We start from the raw sequence: 26584 nt of genomic DNA on the forward strand, positions 1-26584 counted from the left end.
AAGCATTTTGTACACAAGGCTAAATACCAAAGTTTATTAGAAAGGTAAAGGATTAATTATGAGTATTATTTATAATAATGAGCATAAAATTTTTCATTTACAGGCAGGAGATACAAGCTATGTTATGAAGGTTTTAGAAGAAGGGTATCTTGCCCATTTATATTGGGGAAGAAAGGTAAGAGACATAAGTGCAGAAGAAGCATTAGTCCTTGTTGAAAGATGCTCTTTTTCACCAAATCCTAATGGATCAAACAAATTACTTTCCTTGGATACCTTGCCCCAGGAATATCCTTCCTATGGAAGCACAGATTATCGTACTCCTGCTTATGAACTGCAGCTTGAAAACGGGTCTACTGTAACTGAGCTTAAATATGAGACTCACAAAATTATCAAGGGCAAACCAAATCTTGAAGGTTTACCTGCAACTTATACAGAAAGTGATAATGAAGCAGAAACACTTGAAATAGTCATGATTGATGAGCTAATTGGACTTAAGGTAATATTATCCTACACCATATTCGAAGATTATAATGTTATTACCAGAAATGTTCGATTTATAAATAATGGAACCACTAAGCTGAAACTTCTTCGTGCCTTAAGTATGAGTATAGATTTTAATAATGATAAGTTTGATTTTCTACATCTTTATGGTGCCTGGACAAGAGAAAGACACATTGAAAGAAAACCTCTCTTTCAGGGAAATCAATCCATAGAAAGCAGGCGTGGTGCAAGCAGTCACAATCATAATCCTTTTATTTGCTTATTAAGTAAGGGAGCTTCGGAGGAATATGGTGATGTATTTGGCTTTAGTCTGGTTTACAGCGGTAATTTTCTAGCTCAAGCAGAAGTTGCTGAGCATAATACAACAAGATTATCTATGGGAATAAATCCTTTTGATTTTTCATGGATATTAGAACCAGGGGAGGCATTTCAAACTCCTGAGGTGGTAATGGTTTACTCAAGTAAGGGTTTAGGTGAGATGTCTAGGACCTATCATAAGCTTTACAGAAACAGGCTATGCAGAGGTAATTTTAGAGATGAAAAGAGACCTGTTTTAGTAAATAATTGGGAGGCCACTTACTTTGACTTTAATTCTGATAAAATAGAAGGTATAGCTAAGGCAGGAAAGGAACTTGGCTTTGAGCTTTTGGTATTAGATGACGGCTGGTTTGGCAGACGAAACAGTGATACAAGTTCTTTAGGAGACTGGGTGGCAGATCCTAAAAAATTACCTAAGGGGCTTAAAGCTTTGGCTAAAGGTGTTAATAACATAGGCATGCAATTTGGCCTATGGTTTGAACCGGAGATGGTATCGCCAGACAGTGATTTATATAGGCAACATCCTGATTGGTGTATTCATGTACAGGGTAGAAGGCGCTCTGAGGGCAGAAATCAGCTGGTACTTGATTTATCAAGAGAAGAGGTTTGTAATTATATTATTCATTCAATATCCAATGTTTTAAAATCAGCTCCAATTAGCTATGTAAAATGGGACATGAATAGAAATATGACAGAAATAGGCTCAGAAAGCCTGTCTTATGATAGGCAAAGAGAAACTGCTCATAGATATATTTTGGGCTTGTATAGAGTCATGGATAAAATAGTAAGTGATTTCCCTAATGTATTATTTGAAAGCTGCTCAGGTGGTGGCGGCCGCTTTGACCCTGGAATGCTATACTATATGCCTCAAACCTGGACTAGTGATGATACTGATGCAGTTGAAAGACTAAAGATACAATATGGAACTAGTATTGTATATCCTTTAATTACTATGGGAGCCCATGTATCGGCAGTACCCAATCATCAAGTTCATAGGAATACATCGCTTAAAATAAGAGGGGACGCAGCTATGTCTGGTAATTTTGGCTATGAGCTAGATCTTACAAGGCTTACAGAAGAGGAGAAGGGCATAGTTCAAGCACAGATAGCTGAATATAAAGGATTAAGAGAACTTATACAGTTTGGCAATATGTATAGGCTGCTAAGTCCTTTTGAAGGAAATGAAGCTGCCTGGATGGTGGTTTCAGAAGATAAAAGTGAGGCTTCTGTAGCTTATTTCAGGGTGCTTGCTGTGCCAAATGGACCAATTACTAGGTTAAATTTAAAAGGCCTAGACCCAAATAGAAATTATTCAGTAACCGGTAAGAATGGAGTTTATGGCGGAGATGAGCTAATGTATACAGGGCTAAGCATCCCTAAACTGCAGGGTGACTATCAAAGTATTACATGGATTTTAAAGTAAGTTTTTTGAGCCACGGGGAGGTTTCTCGTGGCTCACTTTGTAACACAGGGAGGTTTCTAGTGCCACATTGAAATGCATGTGGAATTAGAAACCTCCCCATGTCACATATTAAATTTCTCTTGTCTCTTCCTTAAGCCAAGCTTTCTCTTCTTCGTTTAAATGTGGAGAAAGCTTTTCAAAGACATTTTTATGATAATCATTTAGCCACTTAATTTCATTTTCAGCAAGCATCTCTTTATTAATTCCAGCTAAATCAATAGGACAATAGGTAACTGCCTCAAATCTCATAAACTGTCCATATTCTGTTTCTTCATCATAAGAAACCAGCATCATGTTTTCTGTTCTGACACCATGTATTCCTTCCTTGTATATGCCTGGTTCATTAGTAAGGATCATGCCTTTTTCAAGCTTTATATTGTTAACTTCTTTTCTTATAGCTTGTGGTCCCTCATGAACATTTAATAAAAATCCAACACCGTGACCTGTTCCGCACTTATAATCTAAGCCTATTTCCCAAATAGGCTGCCTCGCTAATATATCTAAACTTGAGCCAGTAGCTCCATATAAAAATTTAGCTTTGCTTAAGGCTATAAACCCTTTAAGAACCAATGTAAAGTCTCTCTTTTCTTCTTCAGTAAGCTTTCCTAAAGCAATAGTCCTTGTAGTGTCTGTAGTGCCATCAAGATATTGACCACCTGAATCAACTAAGAAAAGGCCTTCCTTTTTTAAGGTATAGGCAGTTTCTTTTGCTGCCTTATAATGCATCATGGCAGCGTGATCTTTATAGCCTGCTATAGTGTCAAAGCTTGGACCAATAAATAGTTCCTGCTGCCCTCTAAAGTCTTCTAATTTTTCTCCAGCAGTAAACTCTGTAATTTCCTCTTTGCCTACCGATTCTTTAAGCCATTTTATAAACTTAACCAGGGATATTCCATCCTTTATTTCACAGCGCTTTATATTTTCGATTTCTGTTTCATTTTTTATACCCTTTAATTTAGTGGTAACATTTGAGTAAGCATTTTTTGATGCATTACTATTAATGGAATTAAATAAGCTGGAATTAGTTTTATTTGCATCAAAGATAATTGCATCTTTATCTGTAAGCCCTTGTAAAAATTGCTGTATTTCATTATAATCCTTAATCTCTACATCATCATTCTCAAGTTCTAATTTAACATCGCTTGGAACCTTTAAAGCATCAACAAATAAATAACATTTGCTTTCGCCAACTATTACGTTAGCTATTATCACTGGATTATTTGGTACATCATTTCCTCTTATATTTAAAAGCCAAGCTATGTCGTCAAGTGAAGTTAATAAATAGTAGTTTGCGCCTGCATTTTTCATCTCATTTCTTACTACTTTAAGCTTTTCTACTCTTGATTTTCCTGCATATTTTGCCTCGTGTATAAAAATAGGACCTTTAGGTATCTCTGGTCTGTTTTTCCACAGCTCATCAATTAAATCAAGATCTGTCTTTAAGCTTATTTTCTTTGCTTTAAATTCGTTCTCCATGATGCTTACCATATCTACTGAAAAAACACTTCCATCAAAACCAACTGTGCTGCCTTCCTTAAGAACCTCCTTTAACCACTCTGTATAAGAAGGTACACCTGGATCGGACATTCTAAATAATTTAATGTCAGAACCTTCAAGCTGTTTTTCCGCTTGAATATAGTATCTTCCGTCTGTCCAAAGGCCGGCATCCTCTAAGGTAATAACCACAGTTCCTGCTGAGCCTGTAAAGCCGGATATCCACTCCCTGCATTTAAAGTGGTCTGATACATATTCACTTAGATGTGCATCAAAGCTAGGTACTATGTAAGCATCCATATTGTTTTCTTTCATTAATTGTCTTAACTTTTGTGTCCTTTCATTAATTTTCATATTTTTACCTCAACTCCCTTTATGTTTATTTTTTTATTTTCATATTCATAGATCCATATGGATAGTAAAATACTAATTATTCCAGCTGTAAGCTTTGATATTATAAAGGCACCTAACATTTCTGGAGCAATACCTGATACAAATCCAAACTGGCCTCCGAATACAAAGGCTCCGCTCACTGCAAAGGCAGCGCAAACAACCTTGCCTTTAGAATTCATTTTTTCATAAGATCCAAATACCAAAAGATTACTAGCTAAGTTTCCTAAAATACCAGAAACAGATGCTGAGTTAATTCCAAATTTATCGCCTGTTTTTTCTAAAGCCCTTTTAAAAATACGGTTTATTAGCTCCAGCATAGGATATGCTCCACCTAAAACAAAGCCAATTTTGCACACTATTACTGCAGATTCCGACAGGGGAGTTAACCCTGAGACAAGACTAACCCCCATTATTGCATTTATTCCCTGCAGAATCAGCCCAATAATGCTTAAGCTAATTACTAACTTTCCAAATATCTTAAAGCCCTTCAGTAGGGTATTATTAAATTTTAATAGTCCAATTTCTAAGATAATTGAAAAAATAAATATAGGCACAAGGTTCCATATTAGGAGTCTTAGATTTATTCCCTGCCATAAACCAGCAGCAAGACATCCTATAGGAATAGTAGTTATTCCAATCATAACACCTTTAGAAAAATATTTTTCATCTTCTTTAGAAAGCATTCCAATGGCAACAGGTATAGAAAAACTAATAGCTGCACCTAAGGTTGAGGCAATAATAACTCCTGAGAAAATCCCCATTTCTTTAGTTAAAGCTAGTTTTGCAGCCATTTGATATCCTCCCATATCTATAGCAAAGAAGGCTGCAGGAAAAATAGAAGGATCCAAATTAAATACTCTGCAAATAGGGATAGCCATTGTGGATAAATAATTTGAAAGAATGGGAGTTAAGGAGTATATTCCAATCATACAAAGGCCTAAGGCTCCCATGGTCTTTATACCTTCTTCAAATTTGACACCAAGCTTTAAAGGACTTTCTAATATATAATCAACTCCACCAATTACAAAAAAAGTCTCAATTAAATAAAGCATTAATTCCTGCCTCCAGCTGGGCTTGACACAGCATCAATTTCATGGGTAGCTGATCCTCTATAGCCATTTGGAGAATTAACAGACAGTATTTTAACCTTTTTATTAGTATAATTAGCCCAATTATGCCTAATGCTCGAATTCATATGAACACTGTCACCGGGATAAACTTCATACCTTTCACCATTTATGTAAATAGTTAATATACCCTCTAATACATAAACAAACTCTTCCCCCTCATGCTTATAGGATATAATTTCTTCTTCATTTTTTTGCGGAAGAATTTCTACAAGTCTTGGAACAATTTGTTTATCCTCTAGGTTTGTACTTAAGTTATACTTAATAAAACCTCCTTCATCTATATCCAATATTTCCTGCTCATAACTTCTTAAAACAGCCTCTTCTTTTTTGTGTGGATAATCAAAAAAGAAGGTTAAATGAACCTCTAAAATTTTAGCTATTTTTTCTAGAGAATCAACTGCAATTGTAGTAAGACCTCTTTCTAACTGAGATAAATAACCCACAGATAGCTCACTTTTTTCACTTAACTCCTTTAAAGTAATGCCCTTTTCAGTTCTTAAATTTTTTATTTTCACTCCGATATTCATAAGTTCACTCCTATTTCAATGTTATAAATATTATACTATATTTATAACGCAAGATATACACATTTATGAAAACATTTCATTTATATGAATATAACATTGCTGTAAGGTGTGTTACTGGACATTTCTTGTGCTGCACACAATTAGTGAATGCAAGTATCATTTACACAAGTAGTGATACATATACTGTAAAAGAATATTTTAAAGGAGTTAATAGTAATGAGTAATGAAGGAACACTTTTTGCATTTCTAGCAGTATGGAGCTTTATATTTTTTCTTTTTTTAGCTATAGGTATCTTACTTTATATTTTTACATCTATGGGACTATACAAATTGGCATCAAATCAAAAGTTAGAAAATCCTTGGTTATCATGGATTCCAGTTGCCAATATGTATATACTAGGAAAACTCATTAAAAACTTGAAACTAGATACTTTGGAGATTCCAAGTATTGAACTCATTTTATCATTAGGGTTCTTTGCAGTTTTAATCCTTAGGTTTATTCCTCTATTCGGTTGGATAATAGGCGCAGCTTATACAGTTTTGTGTATATTAGCCCTTTATAAGTTATTTAAAATATATAGACCTGATCAAGCTGTACTGTGGATAATACTTAGTATTGTACTACCTTTTATGGGCCCAATTTTTATTTTTATCATAAGAAATGATTCACCTGTTTCGCAGTAAATAGATTTGCCAAAATTATTTAAAAATGTAGTATAATAAGTAAATAAATATTGAAAAATTTTTTGACGCTGATAGTGTAGAATAACTTAAGATAGCATAAGTGTTTACGATAAATTCTACTTCCGTATTATTAAGTGATTTCTACAAGTTCAGCGTCTAATGTCTTTAATTAACCTAAAGAATAAACATAGTTAACGAAAGGATGAAAAACAATGGCAATTGATAGAGTACGTGAATCTTTAAAAGATTTTGGAAGAGACAAGGATATATTGGAATTTGAAACCTCCAGTGCCACAGTAGAGCTAGCAGCAATAGCTTTAGATGTTGAGCCTGCTAGAATTGCAAAAACCATTTCACTTAAATCAGGAGAGTCTGCCTTGTTAGTAGTAACAGCAGGAGATGCTAAGATAGATAATAGTAAATTTAAAAATGAATTTGGCTTTAAGGCAAAAATGCTTTCACCTGAGGAAGTACTTGAGCTTACAGGCCATGCTATTGGAGGAGTGTGCCCCTTTGGGCTTAAAAATAATATACCTGTTTTTCTTGATCTATCACTTAAGAGATTTACTACAGTTTTTCCAGCCTGCGGAAGCAGTAATTCGGCAATTAAGCTTACCTTAAGTGAAATAGAGGAGTATTCTAAAAGTAAAAAATGGGTTGATGTATGCAAGAATTGGATAGAATAAAGCTGTAAATTTTGAGTATAAGTATAATTGAAAAATAATTGTGCATTATATAAAATGGTAATAAGAGGAGGTTGATTAAATGAGTATCTATGATTTTAAGGCAAATAACATTGATGGAGAAGAGATTAAGCTTGAAGAGTACAAAGGTAAGGTTCTCTTAATTGTAAACACAGCAAGCAAGTGAGGCTTTACACCACAATTTGCAGGTTTGCAAAAAATATATGAAGACTATAAGAATAAAGGCTTTGAAGTATTAGGTTTTCCAAGCAATCAATTTCTAGAGCAAGATCCAGGAACTAATAAAGAAATACATAACTTCTGTCAAATCAATTATGGTGTTGATTTTACTATGTTTGAGAAAATTGAGGTTAAAGGAGAAAATGCGCACCCTTTGTTTAAATACTTAACTAGTAAGTCTCCTTTTGAAGGCTATGATTTAAGTTCTGAGAAAGGCAATTTTTTAAATTCCTTTTTGAAGGAAAAGTTCCCTGAGTCTCTCAAAGGCAACGATATAAAATGGAATTTTACTAAGTTCCTAATCGACAAAGATGGGAATGTAGTAAGGAGATATGAAACTCCAATGGAGCCGGAAGAGATAGCCAAGGATATTGAAAAACTTCTATAAAGTAACTTTTATCTTGTTTCTAGAGAATAAAACCATGTTTCCTGGGAAAGCTAATGCAAGAAAGGGGCATGAGTTTTATGGATAAAAAGAAACCTAAACATGAAGCTGCTATGGAAGAGGCAAAAGATATGCTTTCAAAAGGTGTAGGTATGTCTGAAATAGAAAATCTCACAGGACTTGATGAGAGAAACATTAACAAAGCTAGAAGAAAAGTTGAAGATAGAGATTAATTAATTTGACTATAATACTTTACCATAGTTATATTAATACCTAAGTAGAAAGAGGAGATTAAATTCTCCTCTTTCTTCATTTTTTTGTTACACATTTTTTATTTTTTCGACACTGAACTGCCATAATGACTTTTTAAAATAAATAAGTAGCATCAGAAAAAATACATACTTAATTATTACAGGAGGACATAATGATTACATTTTTAGATACTGGTTTTGCAAAAATTGCAACCTTTATAGCTTTACTTCTTACTATTATTTATTTTTTAAGAGTTGGGAACAAAAAGTTCTTTAATAATAAAAATAAAATTTTAAAAGATATAAATAAAGCTTTGAGAAAATACCATAAGGTAATGGGAATAATTTTAATAATAATGGGTTTGATACATGGCATATTCTCATCAGAATCCATTTTTAGTTTTAATTTAGGAACGGCTTCCTTAATTTTAAGCATTTTATTAGGACTAAGCTTTATGCTCAGAAGTAAATTTAAAAATAAAAGCTGGATGTATTATCACAGGGCCTTAACAGTATTGTTTTCAGTGGTTTTAATACTGCACATTGCTATAGCAAAAGAAGATAGCAGCAGAAGCAGTGATATTGAGAGTTTTAATAATAATGCGGTAAATGCTCAAATGACTGACGCCCAATATAAGGACGGTACATACACGGGACAAGCTACGGGCTATAGGCCAGGTTTAGAGGTTAGTGTAACAGTGAAGAATAATAAAATTGAAAATATCGATATAATTAACAGCAATGATACCCCAAGATTTTTCAACAGGGCTGCTAGTGCAGTTCCAAATGAAATTATTGATAATCAGTCAGTTCAAGTGGATGCAGTTTCAAGGGCAACTAGGTCCTCAAATGGAATCATGGCAGCTGTTTCTGATGCTTTATCAAAGGCAGTAGAATAACAGCTGCGGTTAGCTGAAAAGCTTCGGTTTGCTGTTAATAACTTTTAAAAATGAAAATGTGGATAGCAACAGCCGTCAATAAAGGGGTTAACAGTCCGTGGATGCTTACATTTGCTTACTGCCATTTAAGATATTCACATTTAAGCTTCTAAAATTCGTTAATAAAATTAATTGTGAAGCTGCAAATAATACTCCAGCAATAAAATAGGCTTTCCCATATCCAAGATTAATATTGAATAACATATTTTTAGCAAACAGGCCTGTTATAGTCTGAGCAATTCCCTGAGAAATAAATATTATTGAAGAATATGCAGGACGATATTCCTTATCTACTAATTCCATTGGGAGGGAGCTAAATACAGGGCTTGTGGCATTAATTAAACCAGATCTAAAAAATAGTGAGGCGCTAATTACAGCTACAACACTCATACCTGGTATTCCTCCATACCCTATAATAAACATGAATGGAACTGCAGCAAGGCAGCACCAGGCAAGCATATTAATCTGCCCCAATTTTTTAATAAGATATGGTGCAAAAGGCATTATAAGCAGGATTGCAAAGTATTGAGCAGTCATAATAAAAGAAATTGAGGCTCTATTGATTCCCAAAGTTCCTAGGTAAATGGAGACATAGGGAACTATAAGTGATACAGCTATTTTGCAAATTATCATATAAGCTAAGAATATTAGTGCATTTTTACTGAAAAATGCATTTATGCTAAACTTAGTTTTTTCTTCTTGTTGGATTTTTCTATAGTCCTCTTTTGATTCTCTAATTAAAAGTATTGGTATTATACTTATTACTAAAATAAAAACAAAAAACATTAGAACATTTTTATGAGCTTCAATATATATAGTTCTCTGCATAAAGGAAAGAGAGGAGACCTTTGAAGTTAAGACTTTTGCAGCTTCAAAGGCTATATTTAATTTTTTAGCAAAAAAACTTACAATTAATGGCCCTCCAGTTAAGGTTCCTAATAGACAGCCAACCACATTGGTATAAAAAGCTGCTGTAAAATAGAGAGTCCTATTTGAAGCATTGGTATAACTTGATAAGTAGGGACCTAATATCACATCAAACAAAGTTAGTCCAGTAATAAGAAGTAATGCAGATATACTTTTTATAAATACTTCATTTGAAAATATAATAATCAAAAGTGAAGAAGCAGAGACAATGGGGCCAAGGAGCATCAATTTTTTGTAGCCTGTTTTAGGTACCAGAAAAATTAAGCAAGCTCCAATAAAGGAAGCGATTCCTAGAAAAGAGGAAAAACTGTTTGCTATTTCAGAGGATGTCAATTGAAGGAAGGTCATTAAAACATCAAATAGAACACCATTTAATACTCCAATAAAACAATATAGAATTATGAACATTAAGCTATTAAAGGATTCTCTTTTTTTAAAAAGTTCTTTAACCATGATCTGATCTCCTTGCTTATTTTGCACGTAAATATTTTTTGCGGTTTATTTATTTCATATAAGTTCTACAATATTGTTTAGTTATCTATATTATTTTAATGCTTATTAGATACAAATCTAATATTATATTTATTAGCTAAGTATAACTTTAGAAATTCCTTGAGATAATTCTTCTAGTTTAATTTTGTTAAGCTTATAATAGGTTTTATTTCCATCCTTCCTAAAGGTAACTAGGTTTAAATCCAGCAAGGAATTTATATGATAGAAAACTGTTGGTGGAGTAAGATTAAGTTCAGATGCAAGCTCAAGACCGTACCATTCTTTCTTAGCTAAAAGTTCTACCATTTCAAACCTTTTATTATCAGAAAGAATTTTAAGAAACTTTTTAATTCTTTCTTTTTCCATATAACTTTTAGGAAACTGCTCTGTATACATTCCAATATTTATCCATTCACAATTATTGTATGGAGAAATATAAAATGCCCAAGGTCTTACTTGAATAAAATAACCAATATGAATAATGAAATTTCTATCTTTAGCTTCAGAATATCTTTTTAAATATTCCTCAAAAAAATATTTGCTATCTTCTGCAAAAAGCTTTTCATATCTTTCTCTAAAGGGTTTTAGACATTCAAGTATTTCTTTTTCAATAGGTGAGTAGCATTTTTCGTAAAATTGCCTTAGTAAAATACAGAGTCTAAGCTTTAATTCCTCTGGACTTTCTAAGGATTCTAAAAGTTTTTCCTTTATGTCCTCCTGTTTATATACAGTATCAGAGATAACATCCCTTAAATCTTCATTTTCATTTTTTTCTAGCATTGAAATTATAAGTTCCTGAACCTTTGGATTATCTGAGTAGTTTTGATTAAGAATGTAAGAAGATAGAATCTTGCTATCAATTTTTTCTATGAAGCTTATAAATTCATGAACTGAGCCCAAATTATGGTTTTGAGTTGCAATCCTTCCAAGAACATGCTTTATCTCAGGCCATTTGAAGAAGTAAGTTAATTCTGCTGCTATATATTTTGTTAATTTTTTTCTCATAAAGTCTATCTTTTGCTTTACATCTTCTGCTTGAACATAATTAAATTGTAAAAAAAACTTATCCATTTCCTCCATATTTGCAGTAAAGTGAAGGGCATAAATAAATTCTACTGGAGGGTGAATAATAAAGGAAACCTGATTATTTTTTGTTTTCATAGTAATCCTTCTTTCATAATATATGGATTAAATATTAAACGATATTAGATATTCATCTAATATAATTATATTGTCTATTTGAATAATATGTCAATTAAAATTGAAAAATTAATGAGTATTAAATATAATTTAATAAAGCAAACAAAAAATATTGCCTGCTAATGAAAAATAATTGTAGTAAAGTTTAGGAATACTAAAATAATCTATTACTGAATTGTTTAGTAGAAAGGGGGTGGCTATCTTGTGCGGACGCTTTTTCATTGAAAGTGACATAGAAGATATCATTGCTCATTATGGGTTAAAACAAACTTATAATGGTGCCTCTGCAAAAGGAGAAATATTTCCTGGAACTAAAATTCCCATCGTTTTAAATAATAAAACTAAGGAGTTAAATTTTATAAAATGGGGGTTTCAAGTAAAAGGGGTAAATAGAGAACTTATTAATGCTAGAGTTGAAACAGTATCAGAAAAACCAGCCTTTCGAAAAGCATTTATAAATAATAGATGTCTCATACCTGCCAATGCCTTTTTCGAATGGAGTGCTACGGAGAAAAACAAGGTTAAATATAAAATAGAGGTAGAGGAGGAAGGATTGTTTTCCATGGCAGGGTTATATGACAAGTTTGTAGATAGAAATAATAAGGAGTATTTTGGGGTTGTTATTTTAACACGGCCTGCAAACGAAGAAATGTCAAAGCTTCATAATAGAATGCCAGTTATATTAGCAAAAGAAAAAGAAAATGAATGGCTTTCTGCATCAGAGAAAGAAATTTTAAATATTCAAAAGGATATAGAAATGGATCCCTTTGTAAAACTTAAGATTTATCCAGCAGATGGAATTCAGCAGATGTCATTTATTGATAAAATATAACTAACTATATCAAAATTAAACTTAAAAAATGAATACTATTGATGATTATAAGAATTGTAAAAATACTAAAGGAGAAGGTTTAAATGAAACATAGATTTTTAATTTTTTCAGATTACATATGACCATTCTGTTATATCGGCAAGGGTATTGTCGAAAAGCTAAAAGAGGAATTTGACATTGAAGATGAATGGCTTCCTTTTGAAATACATCCTGAAACTCCAAGGGAAGGAATGGAGCTTGCTAAAAAGTTTCCAGGACCATCCCTTAATAAAATGATTTCCAATCTAAAAGCTGCGGGAAAATTATATGGTATCGAGTTTAATGAATTTACTATTTTATCTAATTCACACTTAGCATTAGCAGCAGGTGAATATGCTAAAGAAAAAGGGAAGTTTAATGAACTTCATAAGGAATTATTTAGAGCTTATTTTACCTTAGGAAAAGATATTGGTGACATTAATATTCTTTCATCAATTGTAAAAGACAATGGCGTTGATGATGAGGAATTACTGAAAAGATTTAAAAGTAAATATTATGATAATAAAATGTCTGAAGTTCAGCAAATGGCATATGAGTATAAAATTAATAGCACACCAACCTTTATAGTGGATGGAAAATATGCTATTGTTGGCGCTCAGGGAGTAGACTATTTTAGAGAAGCCCTTCTTAAAATTGGAAAAGAGCAAAAGTAAAATAATTAGTGGAGAAGTTAAGTCACTTAAATCAATATTTATTATATTAAACAGCATTGTGTGATAGAATTATAATATATTTATAGTTTTATGCGTACCTGGGGGAAAATTTCAGTGGAAAGAAAAATAATTCATGTGGATATGGATGCATTCTTTGCATCTGTTGAAATAATAGATAATCCAAGTCTTAGAGGCAAGCCTGTAGTAGTAGGCGGCACTACAGAAAGAGGTGTAGTTGCAACTTGTTCCTATGAGGCTAGAAGTTTTGGTGTTAAAAGTGCCATGCCTGTTTATATGGCTAAGGCAAAATGCCCTCAGGCAATATTTCTGCCAGTAAGATATGGAAGATATAAGGAAATATCAAATAAAATATTTCAAATCTTTTATAATATAACCCCCTATGTAGAGCCTATGAGCATCGATGAGGCGTATTTGGATATCACTCATTTAAATAAGAATACAATAGAAGTTGCAAAGTTCATAAAGCAGGAAGTAAGAAAGGTAACAGGATTAACCATTTCAGCAGGAGTTTCCTATAATAAATTTTTGGCTAAATTAGCTTCTGATTGGAATAAGCCTAATGGTCTTAAGGTTATTGAAAGAAATATGGTGCCTGAAATTTTATTTCCTCTCCCTGTTAATAAGATTTATGGACTTGGAAAAAAATCAGCAAAGAAGCTTAATGACATTGGAATCTTCACGGTGAAGGAGTTATACGACTTACCACAAAGTCTACTTGTAGAGTTCTTTGGAAAGTTTGGTATTGAAATCTACGACAGAGTCAGAGGCATTGATAATAGAGAAGTTCATGCAGCTAGAGAAAGAAAATCTATAGGGAGAGAAACTACATTGAGAACAGATACAGATAATAAGGAAGAGCTTAAGGTATATATAAAAGCCTTTGCTTGCTCAGTTTCAAATACAATGCACATGAAAAATGTAAGTGGTAAAAGTATTACAATAAAGATAAAAACTTCATCCTTTGTAAACCATACAAGAAGTAAGACTTTAATGCATTATATATCTAATGAAGAAGATATTTATAAGGAAGCCTTAATAATTCTAGAGGAAATAGAACTTAGGGAAAAAATAAGACTAATAGGCTTATCGGTTTCATCTTTAAAGGAAAATCATATAGAGCAGATATCCATGTTCTGATTTTATAGCTTTAATATATTATAAAAATAGTCAAATCCACTTTGATCTTAGTAAAAAACTATGAAAGAAGTGGATTTTATTTTTAGCTTATTTTATTTTAAATTTAGCAAAAAATAATATTATTAAAATGTAACATAAAATTAAATTTGGCGTCTTTATTATTGTAATACCTAGCTAGGGAAGAGGAGTTCAAATATTATGGAGGCTGAAAGGAACATTATAATGAAAGTAGATGATGAGGAGTCTATAGGGAAGCTATGTAATTCAACTTGGGAAGCTGTTTATCGTTTTGTATATTATAAGGTTCAAAACCAAGAAGAAGCTGAAGACATAACTCAAGAAACCTATATTAAAGCAATTAGATATATAAGAAATAACAGGGCAAAAATTGATAATACAATAGGATTCTTAAAGACTGTTTCCCTAAATGTAATGAGAGACAGGTGGAGGAAAAATAAACGGCAGGGCACATTAATCAATATTGATGATATAAATCCTAAGGATGCAGCAATAAGAGATTTAACTGAAGATATAGGACAGCAGGACGCTGTACAAAATGCATTGCTTAAGTTAAATGAAGACCAGCGAAGCGTTATAGATTTAAGAATACTAAAAGGATATTCGGTAGCGGATACGGCTAAAAAGATGGATAAAACAGAGGGAAACATTCGTACTTTGCAGTTTAGGGCTCTTCAGAATCTTTCAAAGCTCTTAAAAAATGATTTCAAATAAGGAGGCATGTTAGATGGATAATAAGGATAAGGAAACCAAATTGTCAAGCTATATAGATAGCTTAAATAATGAAAAAAAGCCCATAGAACACGAAAGCAATAGGGAGGAGGATGATCTAGAAGAGCTTTTAGAAACAGTAAGAAAAGTAAAAAGCTTAAATAGACCAAGTCTTCCTGATGATAAATTTAGTGAAAGGCTTAATGAGAAGATTCATAAGGAGCTGTTAAAAGAAAAATCTTCAAGAAATACAAATAAGAGATGGTTCTATGGAATAGCTTCTGCAGCCGCTGCAGCAATGCTAATAATTACTATTAACTTAACTGGACCACTAAGACAGCCTAATATGGTTTATGCCATGGAACAGGCATATAATGGAGTAAAAGCTTATCATGGAACTTTAGAAGTAATGGAAACTAATGCAGAAGGCAAAACCAATATTCAGTCAAAGCTTGAAGTATGGGCCGATAAAGAAGGCCGCTATTATGTTAAAGGTCTTGAAGGAGCACAGAAGGACTTAATAACTGCAAATGACGGAGAAAAGAAGTGGCAGATTAGCAGTTCCAAAAAGGAAGTTGATGAATTTACAGCCTTTCCAGACCCCTATAGATTTACATTTGAAATCGGAAATGAAATTGAAAATGTAAGAAATGCAGTAAGAACAAAGACTATTGGCGAAGAAAATGTTTCTGGGAGAGCTGCAACAATAGTTGAGATAACTCCAAAAGGTGGCAGCCCCTATAAACTATGGATTGATAAAGAAACAAAAATGCCATTACAAAAACAGTCAGCCTTGGAATTTTCACTGCAGTATAAAGTGCTTTACACGAATATAAGTTTTATGGATGCTTTACCAAAAGAACTATTAAGTTTTAATATACCACAGGGATATAAGGAGCTAAAATCTAATACTGAGCTTGTTGTAAATAATTTAGAGGAATCAAAGGCATTAATTGGATTTAGCCCTAAAGAAATTACAAATATACCTAGTTCTTATATTAAAACCAGCACAGCAGTATTTAATAACAATAAGTCTCTTAAAATAAATTATGTTTCTACAGATAATAAAAAGAAAGTTTCTATTTTGCAGCAAAAGGCTGTTGGAGAACTTAAACCTGCATCAATGGCTAGCCTTGGAAGTATAAATAATAGCACTGCTGAGGTACAATCACCAATTGAAGCGGAGGAAGGTGTACTTTTAGGCGGAGGAGCCTATACTGGAGTAACAGGTTTAAGCTCAGTAAGATGGCAGCAGGAAGGATTTGAATATGCAATTGTAGGCAATGTGTCTTTAGTGGAACTAACTCAATTTGTAAAAGGCCTAACAAATGGAACTGTGCAATTATCCTCTTCTGAGCAAAGCATAAATAAACCTAAAGTGGAAGTAAAATATGATCTAAAGGTAGAAGAGGCAGATCAAAAAAGTGTTGATGCCGGACACTCACCTTGGAAGCTTGATCCTATATTTGTATCACAGGTGTTTGTAAGCTTAAAGATTTCACCAGAAGGAATAACTGGAGATTATCCAATTAAGTATGAGGAATTAAAAATGGTTAAAAACAATGGAAAAGAGGCTGTAGTAGAAGTGAATTCAGCTAAGTCTCCTGTTAAAAGAGTATATCTAAAGCGACTAATAAGACAAGATAACACTGGAATATGGACTGTTGTTGGATACGATCCTGCAAAATAAATAATACAAATTAAACTTAAAATAGTAATTAAATAGTGTTGAGCATTAAAAATCACAGTGCATTTAGTACTGTGATTTTCTTTTATTGTTGAAGGAGACACTGGTAGACTCACCTTTCAATGTAGCAGATATAAGGACTTTGTAAGAGAATAAGGTATTGAAACTTGCTAATAAAAAATTAAGATGATATCATTTAGGTACAAATTCAAATAGATTGAGGTGCCTAGAGTGGCTAAAAAAGTTATTATTGCCGAAAAGCCCAGCGTTGCAAAAAACATAGCTGAGGCCTTAAATATTAAGATTAGAAAAGACGGATATATAGAAGGGCAGGACTATTTTGTATCCTGGGCCTTTGGTCATTTGCTTCAGCTTTATGATGCCAAGGATTATGACACTGAAATGGCCCTTTGGAGAATGGAGAAGTTTCCGTTTATACCACAGCGTTTTAAATACAAGGTGAAAAGCGACTCCAAGGACAAGTCTAAAAAGGATAGTGGAGCTAATAAGCAGATAAATATCATTAAGGCACTAGTTTTAAGAGAGGATGTAGATGCCGTCATCTCAGCTTGTGACTTTGATAGGGAAGGGCAAATAATCGGCGATACAATTTTAAAATATTTAAGAATTAGTAAGCCAATTTATAGGCTGCTCCTAAATGAATGGACACCAAAGGAAGTTTTAGCAGGATTAAACAAGTTAAAGCCAAATGAAGACATGAAGCCAATGCAGGACGCTGGAATAAGCAGGCAGTGGGCTGACTGGGTTATTGGAATAAATTTAACTTCAGTTGCTACTTTAAAATATCAAAGAGGCAAGGGCAGGCCCTTAAATATTGGCAGAGTAATTTTGCCTACTCTTAAAATAATATATGACAGGGACAAGGAAGTGGAAAGTTTTGTTCCAAATGATTATTTTAAGCTTCAAGGAACCTTTAAAACAGAAAAAAATGAGGAATATGATGGTACATATACCTTAAATGGTGAAGAAAAATTTAATGATAAAAAAGAACTTGAAGCAGTACTAAACAATTTAACTAATAAAAATGGGACGATAGTAGATAAAGAAGTAGAAAAGAAAAAGGAGTATCCACCTTATTTATTTAACTTATCTAATCTGCAAGGTTTTGTGACAAGCAAAAATAAGGGATGGACATCTGATAAGGTACTTACTGTAGCCCAAGGCCTATATGAGAAAAAACATATAACCTATCCAAGAACAGCAAGTTCAGTTTTAGAAGAAAGCTTAACTCACAAAGCTGAAGAGGTATTAAAATTATTAAAAAAAGGTTTACCCTTTGAAGATGAAATTAAATTTCAAGTTACTAAAAGGATCTTTGATAACTCTAAAGTTGAGAGCCACAGCGCCATAATTCCTACATATATTTTGCCTAAAACACTTACAGGCGATGAGGCTGTGGTTTATAATGCTATTAAAAATAGATTCCTAGTTCAGTTTATGCCTATTGCAGAAGTGGAAGAAACTAAAATTACAACTAAGATAGATGATCCTGTTATACAAGGTATGTTTATATCAAAAGGAAAGGTTCAAATAGTTGAAGGCTGGAAAAAGGTTGAAAAGATTGAATCCAAGGATACTATTTTACCCTTAATTAATATAAAGGAACCTGTCCAATTAGTGGATTCAAAAATAACTTCCCATAAGACTACAGCTCCAAAATATCACATTGAAAAAACCTTACTAAGGGTTATGGAAACCTGCGGCAAGAAGGTTGAGGAAGAAGACAGCAATGATATGATGGATGCTATATTAAGTGGTTTTAGTATTGGCACCCCAGCCACAAGAGCAGAGACTATTAAGAAATTAAAGGATATAGGATATATTTACGGTAAGGATAAATCTTTGTTATGTACTGACTTAGGAAAAAGAATGGTGGAACATTTTCCTATTAAAGAACTATTTGACTTAGAATATACAGGAAGACTTGAGAAGACTTTATCAGATATTGAAAAAGGAAAATTTAATAAAGAAGATTTTCTAAAGCTTATTTTTAAATTTGTAGCAAGCTCTGTGAACACTATAAAGAGAGATAAAACTATTATCCTAAATGATTACAATAATAAGTCAAACTCTTCTAGAGGTAATAAGTCTGGAGTAGTAAAAAAAGCTGCAGTCAACAAAGAAAATGACCTAAATAAAAAGTTAGGTTCAAAGGATGATTCAGCAGTTGAAACCTATGGTAAGTGTCCATTATGTGGACATGATATTATTGAAGGTAAGAAAGGCTTTGGCTGCAGCAATTGGAAAAATGGCTGCAAATTCGTTATTTGGAAGGAAGATGACTTTATAAAATCAATAAACAAAAAAATTACCAAAACCATAGTGAAGAAACTTTTAAAAAGCGGAAAAGCAGAGCTTAAGGGTATTGCAGCTAAAGATGGTACAAAATTTGATGGCTATCTTAGTTATTTAAAAAATAATGTGGATAATAATTTTAGTTGGAAGTTAGTAAGAAAGTAGGAGTTAAGCTTAATTTTTTAAAGCTCTACAAGTTAAATATAGGAAATTATCAATATTTAAGAAGTTGAGGCTGTTGCAAAGTTTGCGGCAGTCTTTTTTATTTTTGAATATTTAAAAATAAAAAGGAGAAAATATAAATCGTAGGCGAAAGTAAAACTAGCTTATAAAAATAAAATAAAAGGAGACAAAATTATGCCTAATAATAATAAAGACTTAGAAGAAGCTAAAAAATTAAATCAGCAATCAAGACAAGGAAACATGACAAGTTCAGAAAGTTTTACTGACTATAACAGTCCAGATACTCAAGAAGCAAGACAGTTAAATTCACAGTCTAAAAGCGGAAGTGCAATGACATCATCTACTTCTAACAGTGGAAATTTAACTAGTTCAACCTCAGGTGATTTAGAGGATGCAAAAAAATTAAATGAGAAATCAAGACAAAACAAAGGTAAATAAGTAATTTATAAAGAAGCATCTTTCTTATAGAGGTGCTTCTTATTTTTACATAATCAATAAATTGCTATGCTGCACTTTCAATGATAAAATGTTACTAAAAGTCTTTAAATTTAATTAAGTAATATTATTATTCGGCAACACATGAATTTATAAAGGATGGTAAAAATGAATATAGACATAAAAGCTAAGGTCCCTGGAAATTTGGAAGAATTAGATGCAAAAGAGATTTGGAAAGTTCTATATGGCAAAGAACTGATTTCTAAAAAAAACATTTTAGAATATATAGATACCACAAAGGTGCTTAAACAAGAGAATATAGCAAGTGAGAAAATACAAGAAACTTACACATTTATATATGACGCCATAGAAGGGATGAGCAGTATTATTAAGGTAAATACAAAAATGTATTTAAAAAATCAACTGAAGGCACAATTGGGAAAGTATGTGAAGGAGAAAGATCCTACGCCAATAAATCACTTTATAGAGTTTTTTAAAGAAGCTTATCCAGCAAATAATAGAAGAAAAGATTTTACATGGGTGCTTATGGATATAAATAAAATTACAGATGAACAAATATGGAATACATTAGCTTATATCAATGGATGGTGTTTAAGAAATAACAACAAGCTTGATGATAATCAAAAGAAGGACATTATTAAAATGATAGAGCTGTTGGTTAGCAAAAATAACATTAAATACATTAACAATACGAGAAGTTTAGAAAAGCTTCTTAATAATTTAAATATAAAAATAGTAACTTTTAGGGATGGGTTTAAAGTGAAAACTAGATAAGACTATTGTTCTGTTAAATTCTTAATATACAGTCAGAAATACCATGTGTTTTTGATATGAATTTCTTTATACATAAACAATGAGATATTTATAAATAAATTTAAAGTTGTAATTTGAATGAAGGACCTATCTTTAACTTGCATTTCTTTGTGATATAATAAATTCATACAATGATATACTATTGTAAATGTTTACTATTAATGAGGTGATTGTATTGAACGTAAAAGAAAGAGTTGAAGCACTTAGAAACTTAATGAAAGAAAGAGGCATTGATGCATACATAGTTCCTAGTTCAGATCCACACCAAAGTGAATATGTAGCAGAACATTATGCAGCGAGAACCTTTATAACAGGCTTTACTGGTTCTGCAGGAACAGCTGTTATAACATTAAAGGAAGCTGGATTATGGACTGACGGAAGATATTTCATACAAGCAGAAAATCAATTAAAGGACTCTGGAGTTACTTTGTTTAAAATGGGTGAAAGCGGTGTTCCTACAGTTGAGGAATATTTAAAGAACTCACTTAATCAAGGGGCAAAGGTTGGATTTGATGGAAAGGTTATTTCTGTAGATTATTTTAGAAATTTAAATAAGACTTTAGAGAGCAAAGAGCTTTCCTTCGCACTTGATGAAGATCTTATTGATATGATTTGGAAGGATAGACCTGCTAAGCCAAGCACAGAAGTAATTATCCACGATATAAACTATACAGGGAAGTCAAGAGAAGAAAAACTTCTACAAGTTTCTAAGGAAATTAAGGCTGTGGGAGCAAACTACTATGTTATTTCTGGTCTTGATGATATTGCATGGCTTTTAAATATTAGAGGAAGGGACGTACAATGCAACCCATTAACAATATCCTATGTAGTTCTTTCGGAAAATAAATATTATTTATTCATAGATGATAATAAAATCAATTCAGTAGTTAGAGCAGAGTTAGAAAAGGCAAACATAGAAATAATGCCTTATGACAGCATAGTAAACTTTTTACAAAATATTAATAATGGAACAATATTGTTTGATCCTTCAAAGACTAATACTTTAATTCATAGCGCTATAAAGGTTAAAACTGTAGAGGCTATGGATATTACTACAAAATTAAAAGCAGTTAAAAATGATATACAAGTTCAAAATGTTAGAAATGTAATGGTTAGAGATGGCGTAGCTATGGTTAAATTCATAAGCTGGCTGAAGAAAACTATAAAAACAAAAAATATAACAGAGATTGAGGCTTCAGATAAATTAGAAGAACTCAGAAGACAAGGCGAAAACTTCTATGATTTAAGCTTTGGATCTATTTCAGCTTACAAGGCCAATGCTTCAATGCCTCACTATAGTGCTACTAAAGAAAACCAAGCAACAATTAAACCAGAAAGCCTTTATTTAATAGATTCTGGTGCCCAATATTTAGATGGAACAACAGACATAACAAGAACTATAGTTATGGGACCAATAACTGAGGAAGAAAAATTGGATTTTACCCTTGTACTTAGAGGTATGATTGACTTAGCTAAGCAGAGATTTTTATATGGTGCTACAGGATCAAGCTTAGATATACTAGCTAGAATTCCTCTATGGAATGCTGGTATGGACTTTAAACATGGTACAGGACATGGAATAGGCTTTTTCCTAAATGTTCACGAAGGCCCACATAGAGTTTCTATGGTTCCTAACACAGTAAAGCTTGAAAAGGGAATGATTACTTCAGATGAACCTGGAGTTTATAAGGCTGATAAACATGGAATAAGAATAGAAAACCTAGTTGTTGTTCAAGAAGATGTAAATACTAAAGATGGCGGACAATTTATGAAGTTCGAAACTTTAACTTTATGCCCAATAGATTTAGAAGCTATAGATGTAACTTTATTGACAGTTGAAGAAAGGTCATGGCTAAATAATTACCACAAAACTGTATTTGAAAAGCTTTCTCCTTATGTTGAGGGTGAAGAATTAGAATATTTGAAAACTGCAACAGTAGAGATATAAAACAAACATTAAGTTTATATAATCGGATAAAGGTATAATACATATACTTTTATCCGATTTTTTTCAGTATAAATTTAGGAACATTTTTATATGAAAATTATATTATGTATTAGAAATAGAGATGGACATGCCTATTTCAATGATTAAATCATAAAAATCATTAAGATTGAAATGGTACTTGAATTTAAACTAGAGGAAATTTAAAATGTCCTAAAAGTCCTCCTTGTTCTCCTTTCTAATGTTAAGAGGATATGGTACAAGCCATATCCTCTTATTATAAAGTTTATCTCTCATTTCATATTTTTTGAAAGACTTTCTGTATAGGCTTTTAAATCATATAGCTGACGGTCGGGATCTCCGCCTCTAAAGCCCATAGGATTGTTCTGTGAATTATTAGAATTTGCAGTATTGGAATTATTATTACTACTTGTATTATCGCTTTTCAAGTTATCATTTGCGCCGTTATATTCGCTGGAAGCTACTGCTGTTCCATTTTCTTTAACCCAAGCCATAATCTCACTGCTTGTACTTCCGCCTCCATTGCCACCCTTATCTCCACCAGTCATAACATATCTCACTTCACCATTTTTAACAAGCACTTTAAATTGATCTAAAGTTATAGATTTATCGTTTCCTAAAAAACCGCCAATTGCCATTACTGATTCGCCAGTATTTATTATTATATCTGCAGCATCATTAGCTGAGCTTACTACCAGCAAATATTTTTGTGATGATGTTTTATTTTTAAGGAGATAATTAATTAATACTGAGTTTACACTGCCTTCTGTATTACTTCCCATATTTACATCCATCATTCTGCCTTCAGCTTGATTACTAGACAATAGTTCTAGTCCAGCTGCAGGGAAGGAGCCATTAAGGCTGTAAAACATTGCTGCTGCAGAGCCTACTAAAGGAGTTACTAATAATCCTATTAAGGCTAAACTTACCGCAGTTTGCATTAATTTTAAATTCTTATTTTGTTTTATATCATTAAATTCATTTTCTGCTGCAGAAATATTCTTTTCAATGAATTTAAGTATTGAAAGAACAATAGATGCTCCAAAACATAAAACTGTTAGTAATGTCATCAATACCTTTATAATGTTTGAGTTATCTACAAAATAAGTTAACATTAGAAGCTGAACTGCTCCATTTGCAAATAGTGATGCAGGTAAGAACCATGATTTCCAGCCTTTTTCTATATATAGCTCCCACATTGCCGTAATGCCAATACCAGTTAATGCTGCCACAGGCGGGGCTAGCATAGTTAAGTAATAGGAATGGAAGGTACCTGTATTAAAACTAAAGTAAATAAATACAGGCAAAAACCACATTAGCCAAAAAACTAAAGATTGTTTTCTTGAATTATCAAGTTTAAATTTAAGCTTTTCTTTAATAGCAGCTGTAATAAATCCAATGACTGCTAGTGGTATAAACCAAACTATTTGGTCGGATAAGATATTCTTTGAAAATAGCCTTGTTATACTTGATGGAGTTTGACCACCAAAGGTACCTTGTAATATAGCTGAATTTCCTGTGCCGGGACCACCCATTTGACCACCGCCATTTGGGGGATTCACCTGCATATCTGCGCCATTAGAAGGAGGATTCCCTGGGAAACCTTGATTGTTCCCTCCACTTTGGTTTTGTGATGCTCTTGCAGTTGTATCTGTGGAACTATTTCCTGTGATTGCTTGAGGCTGACTATATTGATCCTGGCTAGCACTTGCTGTAGCATCTGTACTACTATTATTGCTACCTTCTGATGTTTGTCTGCTGCCTGGCATTCCTTGTGGTGCTTGCCCATTCATGCCTGGTGCTCCAAAGGTGCTGTCTCTACGGTTTGAATTACTGCTTAGACTAAGCCTTTCTAGTCCATTATGACCAACAATAAGTTCCATAATAGTATTATTTGTACTGCTATCTACATAGGGCCTATTACTAGCTGGTACTGCATCTACAACTAGAGCCCAAGATAGGGAAACTGCAAGAAGAACGGCAGTTCCTAAAGTTAGATGAAGAAGCCTTTTCTTAAAAGAAACTGCCGAGGTTAATAGGTAAGTTATATAAATTGCAGGAACTATCATATATGCTTGAAGCATTTTAATATTAAAACCTATACCTATGAGCACCATGCTCAAAATTAGATACTTAAATTCCCCTTTTTCAGCAGCAATTGAAAGAGCCCAACAAGCTAAAAGTAATGTTAAGACTAGTACGTTATCAACTGTATTATTTCTGCTTGCTGCAACAAATACTGGGGTAGTAGCAAGACAAAGTGAGGAAATAAGACCTGCAAAGGTTCCAAAGGACCTTTTAACAATAAAATATATAACTATAACTGAGATTACTCCTGCTAGAGCTTGGGGTAAAATTATGCTCCAGCCGCTAAAACCAAAAATTTTTGCAGAAATAGCCTGAAGCCAATAGCCAAGCGGCGGCTTATCAATTGTTACAAAGCCAGAAGGGTCAAAGGCTACGAAAAAGAAATTCTTAAGGCTCATAGTCATACTTTTTACTGCTGCTGCATAATAGGCATTGGCTGTGCCTTCTATGTTTAAATTTACAAAATTCAGCATAGCTGATAAGAGAGAAATTAAGCCTAATGCAATTGTTTCTTTTGTAATTTTTATTTTTTTCAATATTGTTCACTCCTTTTAAACTGTTTATTAAACTGATCTTGTTTAATATTCAAATTTCCCTTGATAATAAGTATAACTGCACAATGTTGTACTATTATCAAGGAATTTTGTGAACAATATGTGAAAGGGTGCTCCTACCTTACTAGTAATAGACTAGCAAAGTATGGAGCACCCGCATGATGGAAAGCTACCACTGACCTGGATAGGCAACAATATATAAAGTCACACTTCGTTTACCCCAGGCATAGCAATCAGCTTCAGAGTTCATATATAAATCAATTATATTCCCTTTTATAGCACTTCCTGTATCAGAAGATATTGCATATCCGTAGCCAGGTATGTATACTTTTGCCCCTAAAGGCAAAACGGATGGGTCAACAGCTATTGTACTTAAACCAAAGGGGTCTCTTACAGGCTTTAATCCTAAGGCTGTTATTGTTCCGCCTGTGTAAGCTGTAGCTACCATGGCAAAACTTGCCTTATAGCTATTGGCGTCGTTTATAACAGGTGAGGTGTTTTGAGCTATTAACTCTGTTAATTTCTTGTTTCCTAAGTTAATATAGCCTCTTGCTTTATTCTTTACAGAAGTAGTACTTATTTGAGAAATTAAACTATTTAAAGTTGATAGGGCATCTTGTACCTCCTGAAACGTAGCAGTATTTGAATCAATTGCTGCAACCGAATGAGCTATTAATTTTTCTTCGTTTTCCTTAATTATTTCTATAGCAGAATTCTTTTCTTTATTAAATTGTACAATTAAGGCATCAAGATTATCTTTATCACTATTTAGTTTATTTAGATTTTCTGACTTTGAAGCTTTTAGTTTTTGAAGTTGTTGTTTTCTAGTATCAAGATTGGCAATGCTTCCATTAAGAGCAGTTTTCTTGTCCTCTAAACCCTTAAACACCTTTGTGTCATAAGAAATAATGCTTTTTATGGCATCATATTTGTAATAGAAATCTGAAAAATTCTTAGATGAAAGCAAAATTGATAAAATACTCTCATTATAACTGTTTATGTACATAGCCCTGAGTCTTGAGTTCGCAAGCATCTGTGCTTGTCTAACCTGCTGAACTAAATATTCCATATGCTTTTTTTCTGTTTCTATTTCTTTATTATTTTTGCTTATTTCTATATTATTCTTATTTATTTCACTCTTAACCTTTGATAATTCAATATTCAAAGCAGTTATTTTTTTATTTGTATCCATTACTTTTTCATTCATCTGCTGAAATTTTATTTTACTATTTGTAATAGTATCCTGTGGATTATCAGCATAACTTTTATAGCTTGGACTAAAAACAAAAGCAATTATTAAAAATATTGATATAAAATTTTTAATCAATAATACTCCTCCTTGCAAACCTTTAACAGTACAGAAACATTATATCATAAAAAAATTATTTTATTGTGAAGGAAAATTAGGAAAATTGTAGAAATTAGTATTAAATTATATAAAGATTTTTTAACAGCATAAAATTTAAAATAACTTTAAACTGCAAT

The 26584-nt window shown here is 32.6% G+C and carries 22 protein-coding genes; 15 read left to right on the plus strand and 7 right to left on the minus strand.

What is annotated here, in order from left to right:
* Positions 1-58: 58 nt before the first annotated feature.
* A complete protein-coding gene (locus tag ACJDUG_RS01850; protein WP_406768172.1) occupies positions 59-2242 on the plus strand; it encodes an alpha-galactosidase in 2184 nt (727 codons plus the stop codon).
* Between the two features lie 108 nt (positions 2243-2350).
* Here the strand turns inward: ACJDUG_RS01850 and ACJDUG_RS01855 are convergent, their stop codons facing one another.
* From ACJDUG_RS01855 to ACJDUG_RS01865, 3 genes are read right to left on the minus strand one after another with little or no spacing between them, the layout of a single operon-like run.
* A complete protein-coding gene (locus tag ACJDUG_RS01855) occupies positions 2351-4129 on the minus strand; it encodes an aminopeptidase P family protein (protein WP_406768173.1) in 1779 nt (592 codons plus the stop codon).
* Entirely contained in the window at positions 4126-5220 is a 1095-nt protein-coding gene (gene eutH, locus ACJDUG_RS01860; protein WP_406768174.1) for an ethanolamine utilization protein EutH, read from the minus strand. The genes ACJDUG_RS01855 and eutH overlap by 4 nt, the downstream gene beginning before the upstream one ends.
* A complete protein-coding gene (locus ACJDUG_RS01865; RefSeq protein ID WP_406768175.1) occupies positions 5220-5825 on the minus strand; it encodes a helix-turn-helix domain-containing protein in 606 nt (201 codons plus the stop codon). Before ACJDUG_RS01865 ends, eutH begins: the two co-directional genes overlap by 1 nt.
* A gap of 216 nt (positions 5826-6041) precedes the next feature.
* On the opposite strand from ACJDUG_RS01865, the gene ACJDUG_RS01870 reads away from it, so the two are divergent.
* From ACJDUG_RS01870 to ACJDUG_RS01890, 5 genes are all read left to right on the plus strand, one after another.
* The gene (locus ACJDUG_RS01870; RefSeq protein ID WP_406768176.1) at positions 6042-6509 is read left to right on the plus strand and encodes a hypothetical protein; all 468 of its coding nucleotides are present in this window, start codon (positions 6042-6044) and stop codon (positions 6507-6509) included.
* Between the two features lie 212 nt (positions 6510-6721).
* Positions 6722-7195: a YbaK/EbsC family protein gene (locus ACJDUG_RS01875; protein WP_406768177.1), complete on the plus strand. Its 474-nt coding sequence runs from the start codon at positions 6722-6724 to the stop codon at positions 7193-7195.
* A 79-nt stretch (positions 7196-7274) separates the two neighbouring features.
* Positions 7275-7820, plus strand: a complete 546-nt coding sequence (locus tag ACJDUG_RS01880) for a glutathione peroxidase (RefSeq protein WP_406768178.1) — start codon at positions 7275-7277, stop codon at positions 7818-7820.
* A 77-nt stretch (positions 7821-7897) separates the two neighbouring features.
* Positions 7898-8050: a hypothetical protein gene (locus ACJDUG_RS01885; protein WP_406768179.1), complete on the plus strand. Its 153-nt coding sequence runs from the start codon at positions 7898-7900 to the stop codon at positions 8048-8050.
* A 191-nt stretch (positions 8051-8241) separates the two neighbouring features.
* The gene (locus ACJDUG_RS01890; RefSeq protein ID WP_406768180.1) at positions 8242-8967 is read left to right on the plus strand and encodes an FMN-binding protein; all 726 of its coding nucleotides are present in this window, start codon (positions 8242-8244) and stop codon (positions 8965-8967) included.
* Between the two features lie 105 nt (positions 8968-9072).
* Here ACJDUG_RS01890 and ACJDUG_RS01895 read toward each other — a convergent pair whose 3' ends face one another.
* A complete protein-coding gene (locus tag ACJDUG_RS01895) occupies positions 9073-10386 on the minus strand; it encodes an MFS transporter (RefSeq protein ID WP_406768181.1) in 1314 nt (437 codons plus the stop codon).
* Positions 10387-10518: 132 nt separating this feature from the next.
* Positions 10519-11586, minus strand: a complete 1068-nt coding sequence (locus tag ACJDUG_RS01900) for an ArsR/SmtB family transcription factor (protein WP_406768182.1) — start codon at positions 11584-11586, stop codon at positions 10519-10521.
* Between the two features lie 241 nt (positions 11587-11827).
* Here ACJDUG_RS01900 and ACJDUG_RS01905 point away from each other — a divergent pair, with 241 nt between their 5' ends.
* The 9 genes from ACJDUG_RS01905 to ACJDUG_RS01945 all read left to right on the plus strand — a co-directional run bounded on the left by ACJDUG_RS01905 (position 11828) and on the right by ACJDUG_RS01945 (position 22439).
* Complete coding sequence (locus tag ACJDUG_RS01905; RefSeq protein WP_406768183.1) at positions 11828-12457, plus strand: SOS response-associated peptidase; 630 nt, start codon at positions 11828-11830, stop codon at positions 12455-12457.
* Positions 12458-12591: 134 nt separating this feature from the next.
* Positions 12592-13149, plus strand: a complete 558-nt coding sequence (locus ACJDUG_RS01910) for a DsbA family oxidoreductase (protein ID WP_406768685.1) — start codon at positions 12592-12594, stop codon at positions 13147-13149.
* 114 nt (positions 13150-13263) lie between these two features.
* Entirely contained in the window at positions 13264-14307 is a 1044-nt protein-coding gene (locus ACJDUG_RS01915; RefSeq protein ID WP_406768184.1) for a DNA polymerase IV, read from the plus strand.
* Positions 14308-14505: 198 nt separating this feature from the next.
* The gene (locus ACJDUG_RS01920) at positions 14506-15039 is read left to right on the plus strand and encodes an RNA polymerase sigma factor (RefSeq protein ID WP_406768185.1); all 534 of its coding nucleotides are present in this window, start codon (positions 14506-14508) and stop codon (positions 15037-15039) included.
* Between the two features lie 13 nt (positions 15040-15052).
* Entirely contained in the window at positions 15053-16726 is a 1674-nt protein-coding gene (locus ACJDUG_RS01925; RefSeq protein ID WP_406768186.1) for a LolA family protein, read from the plus strand.
* A gap of 228 nt (positions 16727-16954) precedes the next feature.
* Positions 16955-19204 (plus strand): type IA DNA topoisomerase, encoded by a 2250-nt coding sequence (locus tag ACJDUG_RS01930; protein ID WP_406768187.1) that lies wholly within the window; start codon positions 16955-16957, stop codon positions 19202-19204.
* Between the two features lie 192 nt (positions 19205-19396).
* Positions 19397-19660 carry a hypothetical protein gene (locus tag ACJDUG_RS01935; protein ID WP_406768188.1) on the plus strand — a complete coding sequence of 88 codons (264 nt, stop codon included), beginning with the start codon at positions 19397-19399 and terminating at the stop codon, positions 19658-19660.
* Positions 19661-19825: 165 nt separating this feature from the next.
* Positions 19826-20452, plus strand: coding sequence for a hypothetical protein (locus ACJDUG_RS01940; protein WP_406768189.1), 627 nt, complete (start codon positions 19826-19828; stop codon positions 20450-20452).
* Between the two features lie 214 nt (positions 20453-20666).
* A complete protein-coding gene (locus tag ACJDUG_RS01945) occupies positions 20667-22439 on the plus strand; it encodes an aminopeptidase P family protein (protein WP_406768190.1) in 1773 nt (590 codons plus the stop codon).
* Positions 22440-22729: 290 nt separating this feature from the next.
* Here the strand turns inward: ACJDUG_RS01945 and ACJDUG_RS01950 are convergent, their stop codons facing one another.
* Positions 22730-25081 carry a glycosyltransferase family 39 protein gene (locus tag ACJDUG_RS01950; RefSeq protein ID WP_406768191.1) on the minus strand — a complete coding sequence of 784 codons (2352 nt, stop codon included), beginning with the start codon at positions 25079-25081 and terminating at the stop codon, positions 22730-22732.
* A gap of 187 nt (positions 25082-25268) precedes the next feature.
* The gene (locus ACJDUG_RS01955) at positions 25269-26426 is read right to left on the minus strand and encodes a 3D domain-containing protein (RefSeq protein WP_406768192.1); all 1158 of its coding nucleotides are present in this window, start codon (positions 26424-26426) and stop codon (positions 25269-25271) included.
* Between the last annotated feature and the right edge of the window lie 158 nt (positions 26427-26584).

The sequence above is a fragment of the Candidatus Clostridium stratigraminis genome, assembly GCF_045310675.1.
Classification (GTDB): Bacteria; Bacillota; Clostridia; order Clostridiales; family Clostridiaceae; genus Clostridium_AT; species Clostridium_AT stratigraminis.

Bases quoted from the DNA above. Each gene is read 5' to 3' on its own strand.
- ACJDUG_RS01925 (WP_406768186.1), top strand. From the start codon at position 15,053: ATGGATAATAAGGATAAGGAAACCAAATTGTCAAGCTATATAGATAGC.
- eutH (WP_406768174.1), bottom strand. From the start codon at position 5,220: ATGCTTTATTTAATTGAGACTTTTTTTGTAATTGGTGGAGTTGATTAT.
- ACJDUG_RS01885 (WP_406768179.1), top strand. From the start codon at position 7,898: ATGGATAAAAAGAAACCTAAACATGAAGCTGCTATGGAAGAGGCAAAA.
- ACJDUG_RS01900 (WP_406768182.1), bottom strand. From the start codon at position 11,586: ATGAAAACAAAAAATAATCAGGTTTCCTTTATTATTCACCCTCCAGTA.
- ACJDUG_RS01920 (WP_406768185.1), top strand. From the start codon at position 14,506: ATGGAGGCTGAAAGGAACATTATAATGAAAGTAGATGATGAGGAGTCT.
- ACJDUG_RS01865 (WP_406768175.1), bottom strand. From the start codon at position 5,825: ATGAATATCGGAGTGAAAATAAAAAATTTAAGAACTGAAAAGGGCATT.
- ACJDUG_RS01940 (WP_406768189.1), top strand. From the start codon at position 19,826: ATGAATATAGACATAAAAGCTAAGGTCCCTGGAAATTTGGAAGAATTA.
- ACJDUG_RS01855 (WP_406768173.1), bottom strand. From the start codon at position 4,129: ATGAAAATTAATGAAAGGACACAAAAGTTAAGACAATTAATGAAAGAA.
- ACJDUG_RS01935 (WP_406768188.1), top strand. From the start codon at position 19,397: ATGCCTAATAATAATAAAGACTTAGAAGAAGCTAAAAAATTAAATCAG.
- ACJDUG_RS01875 (WP_406768177.1), top strand. From the start codon at position 6,722: ATGGCAATTGATAGAGTACGTGAATCTTTAAAAGATTTTGGAAGAGAC.
- ACJDUG_RS01850 (WP_406768172.1), top strand. From the start codon at position 59: ATGAGTATTATTTATAATAATGAGCATAAAATTTTTCATTTACAGGCA.
- ACJDUG_RS01870 (WP_406768176.1), top strand. From the start codon at position 6,042: ATGAGTAATGAAGGAACACTTTTTGCATTTCTAGCAGTATGGAGCTTT.
- ACJDUG_RS01895 (WP_406768181.1), bottom strand. From the start codon at position 10,386: ATGGTTAAAGAACTTTTTAAAAAAAGAGAATCCTTTAATAGCTTAATG.
- ACJDUG_RS01890 (WP_406768180.1), top strand. From the start codon at position 8,242: ATGATTACATTTTTAGATACTGGTTTTGCAAAAATTGCAACCTTTATA.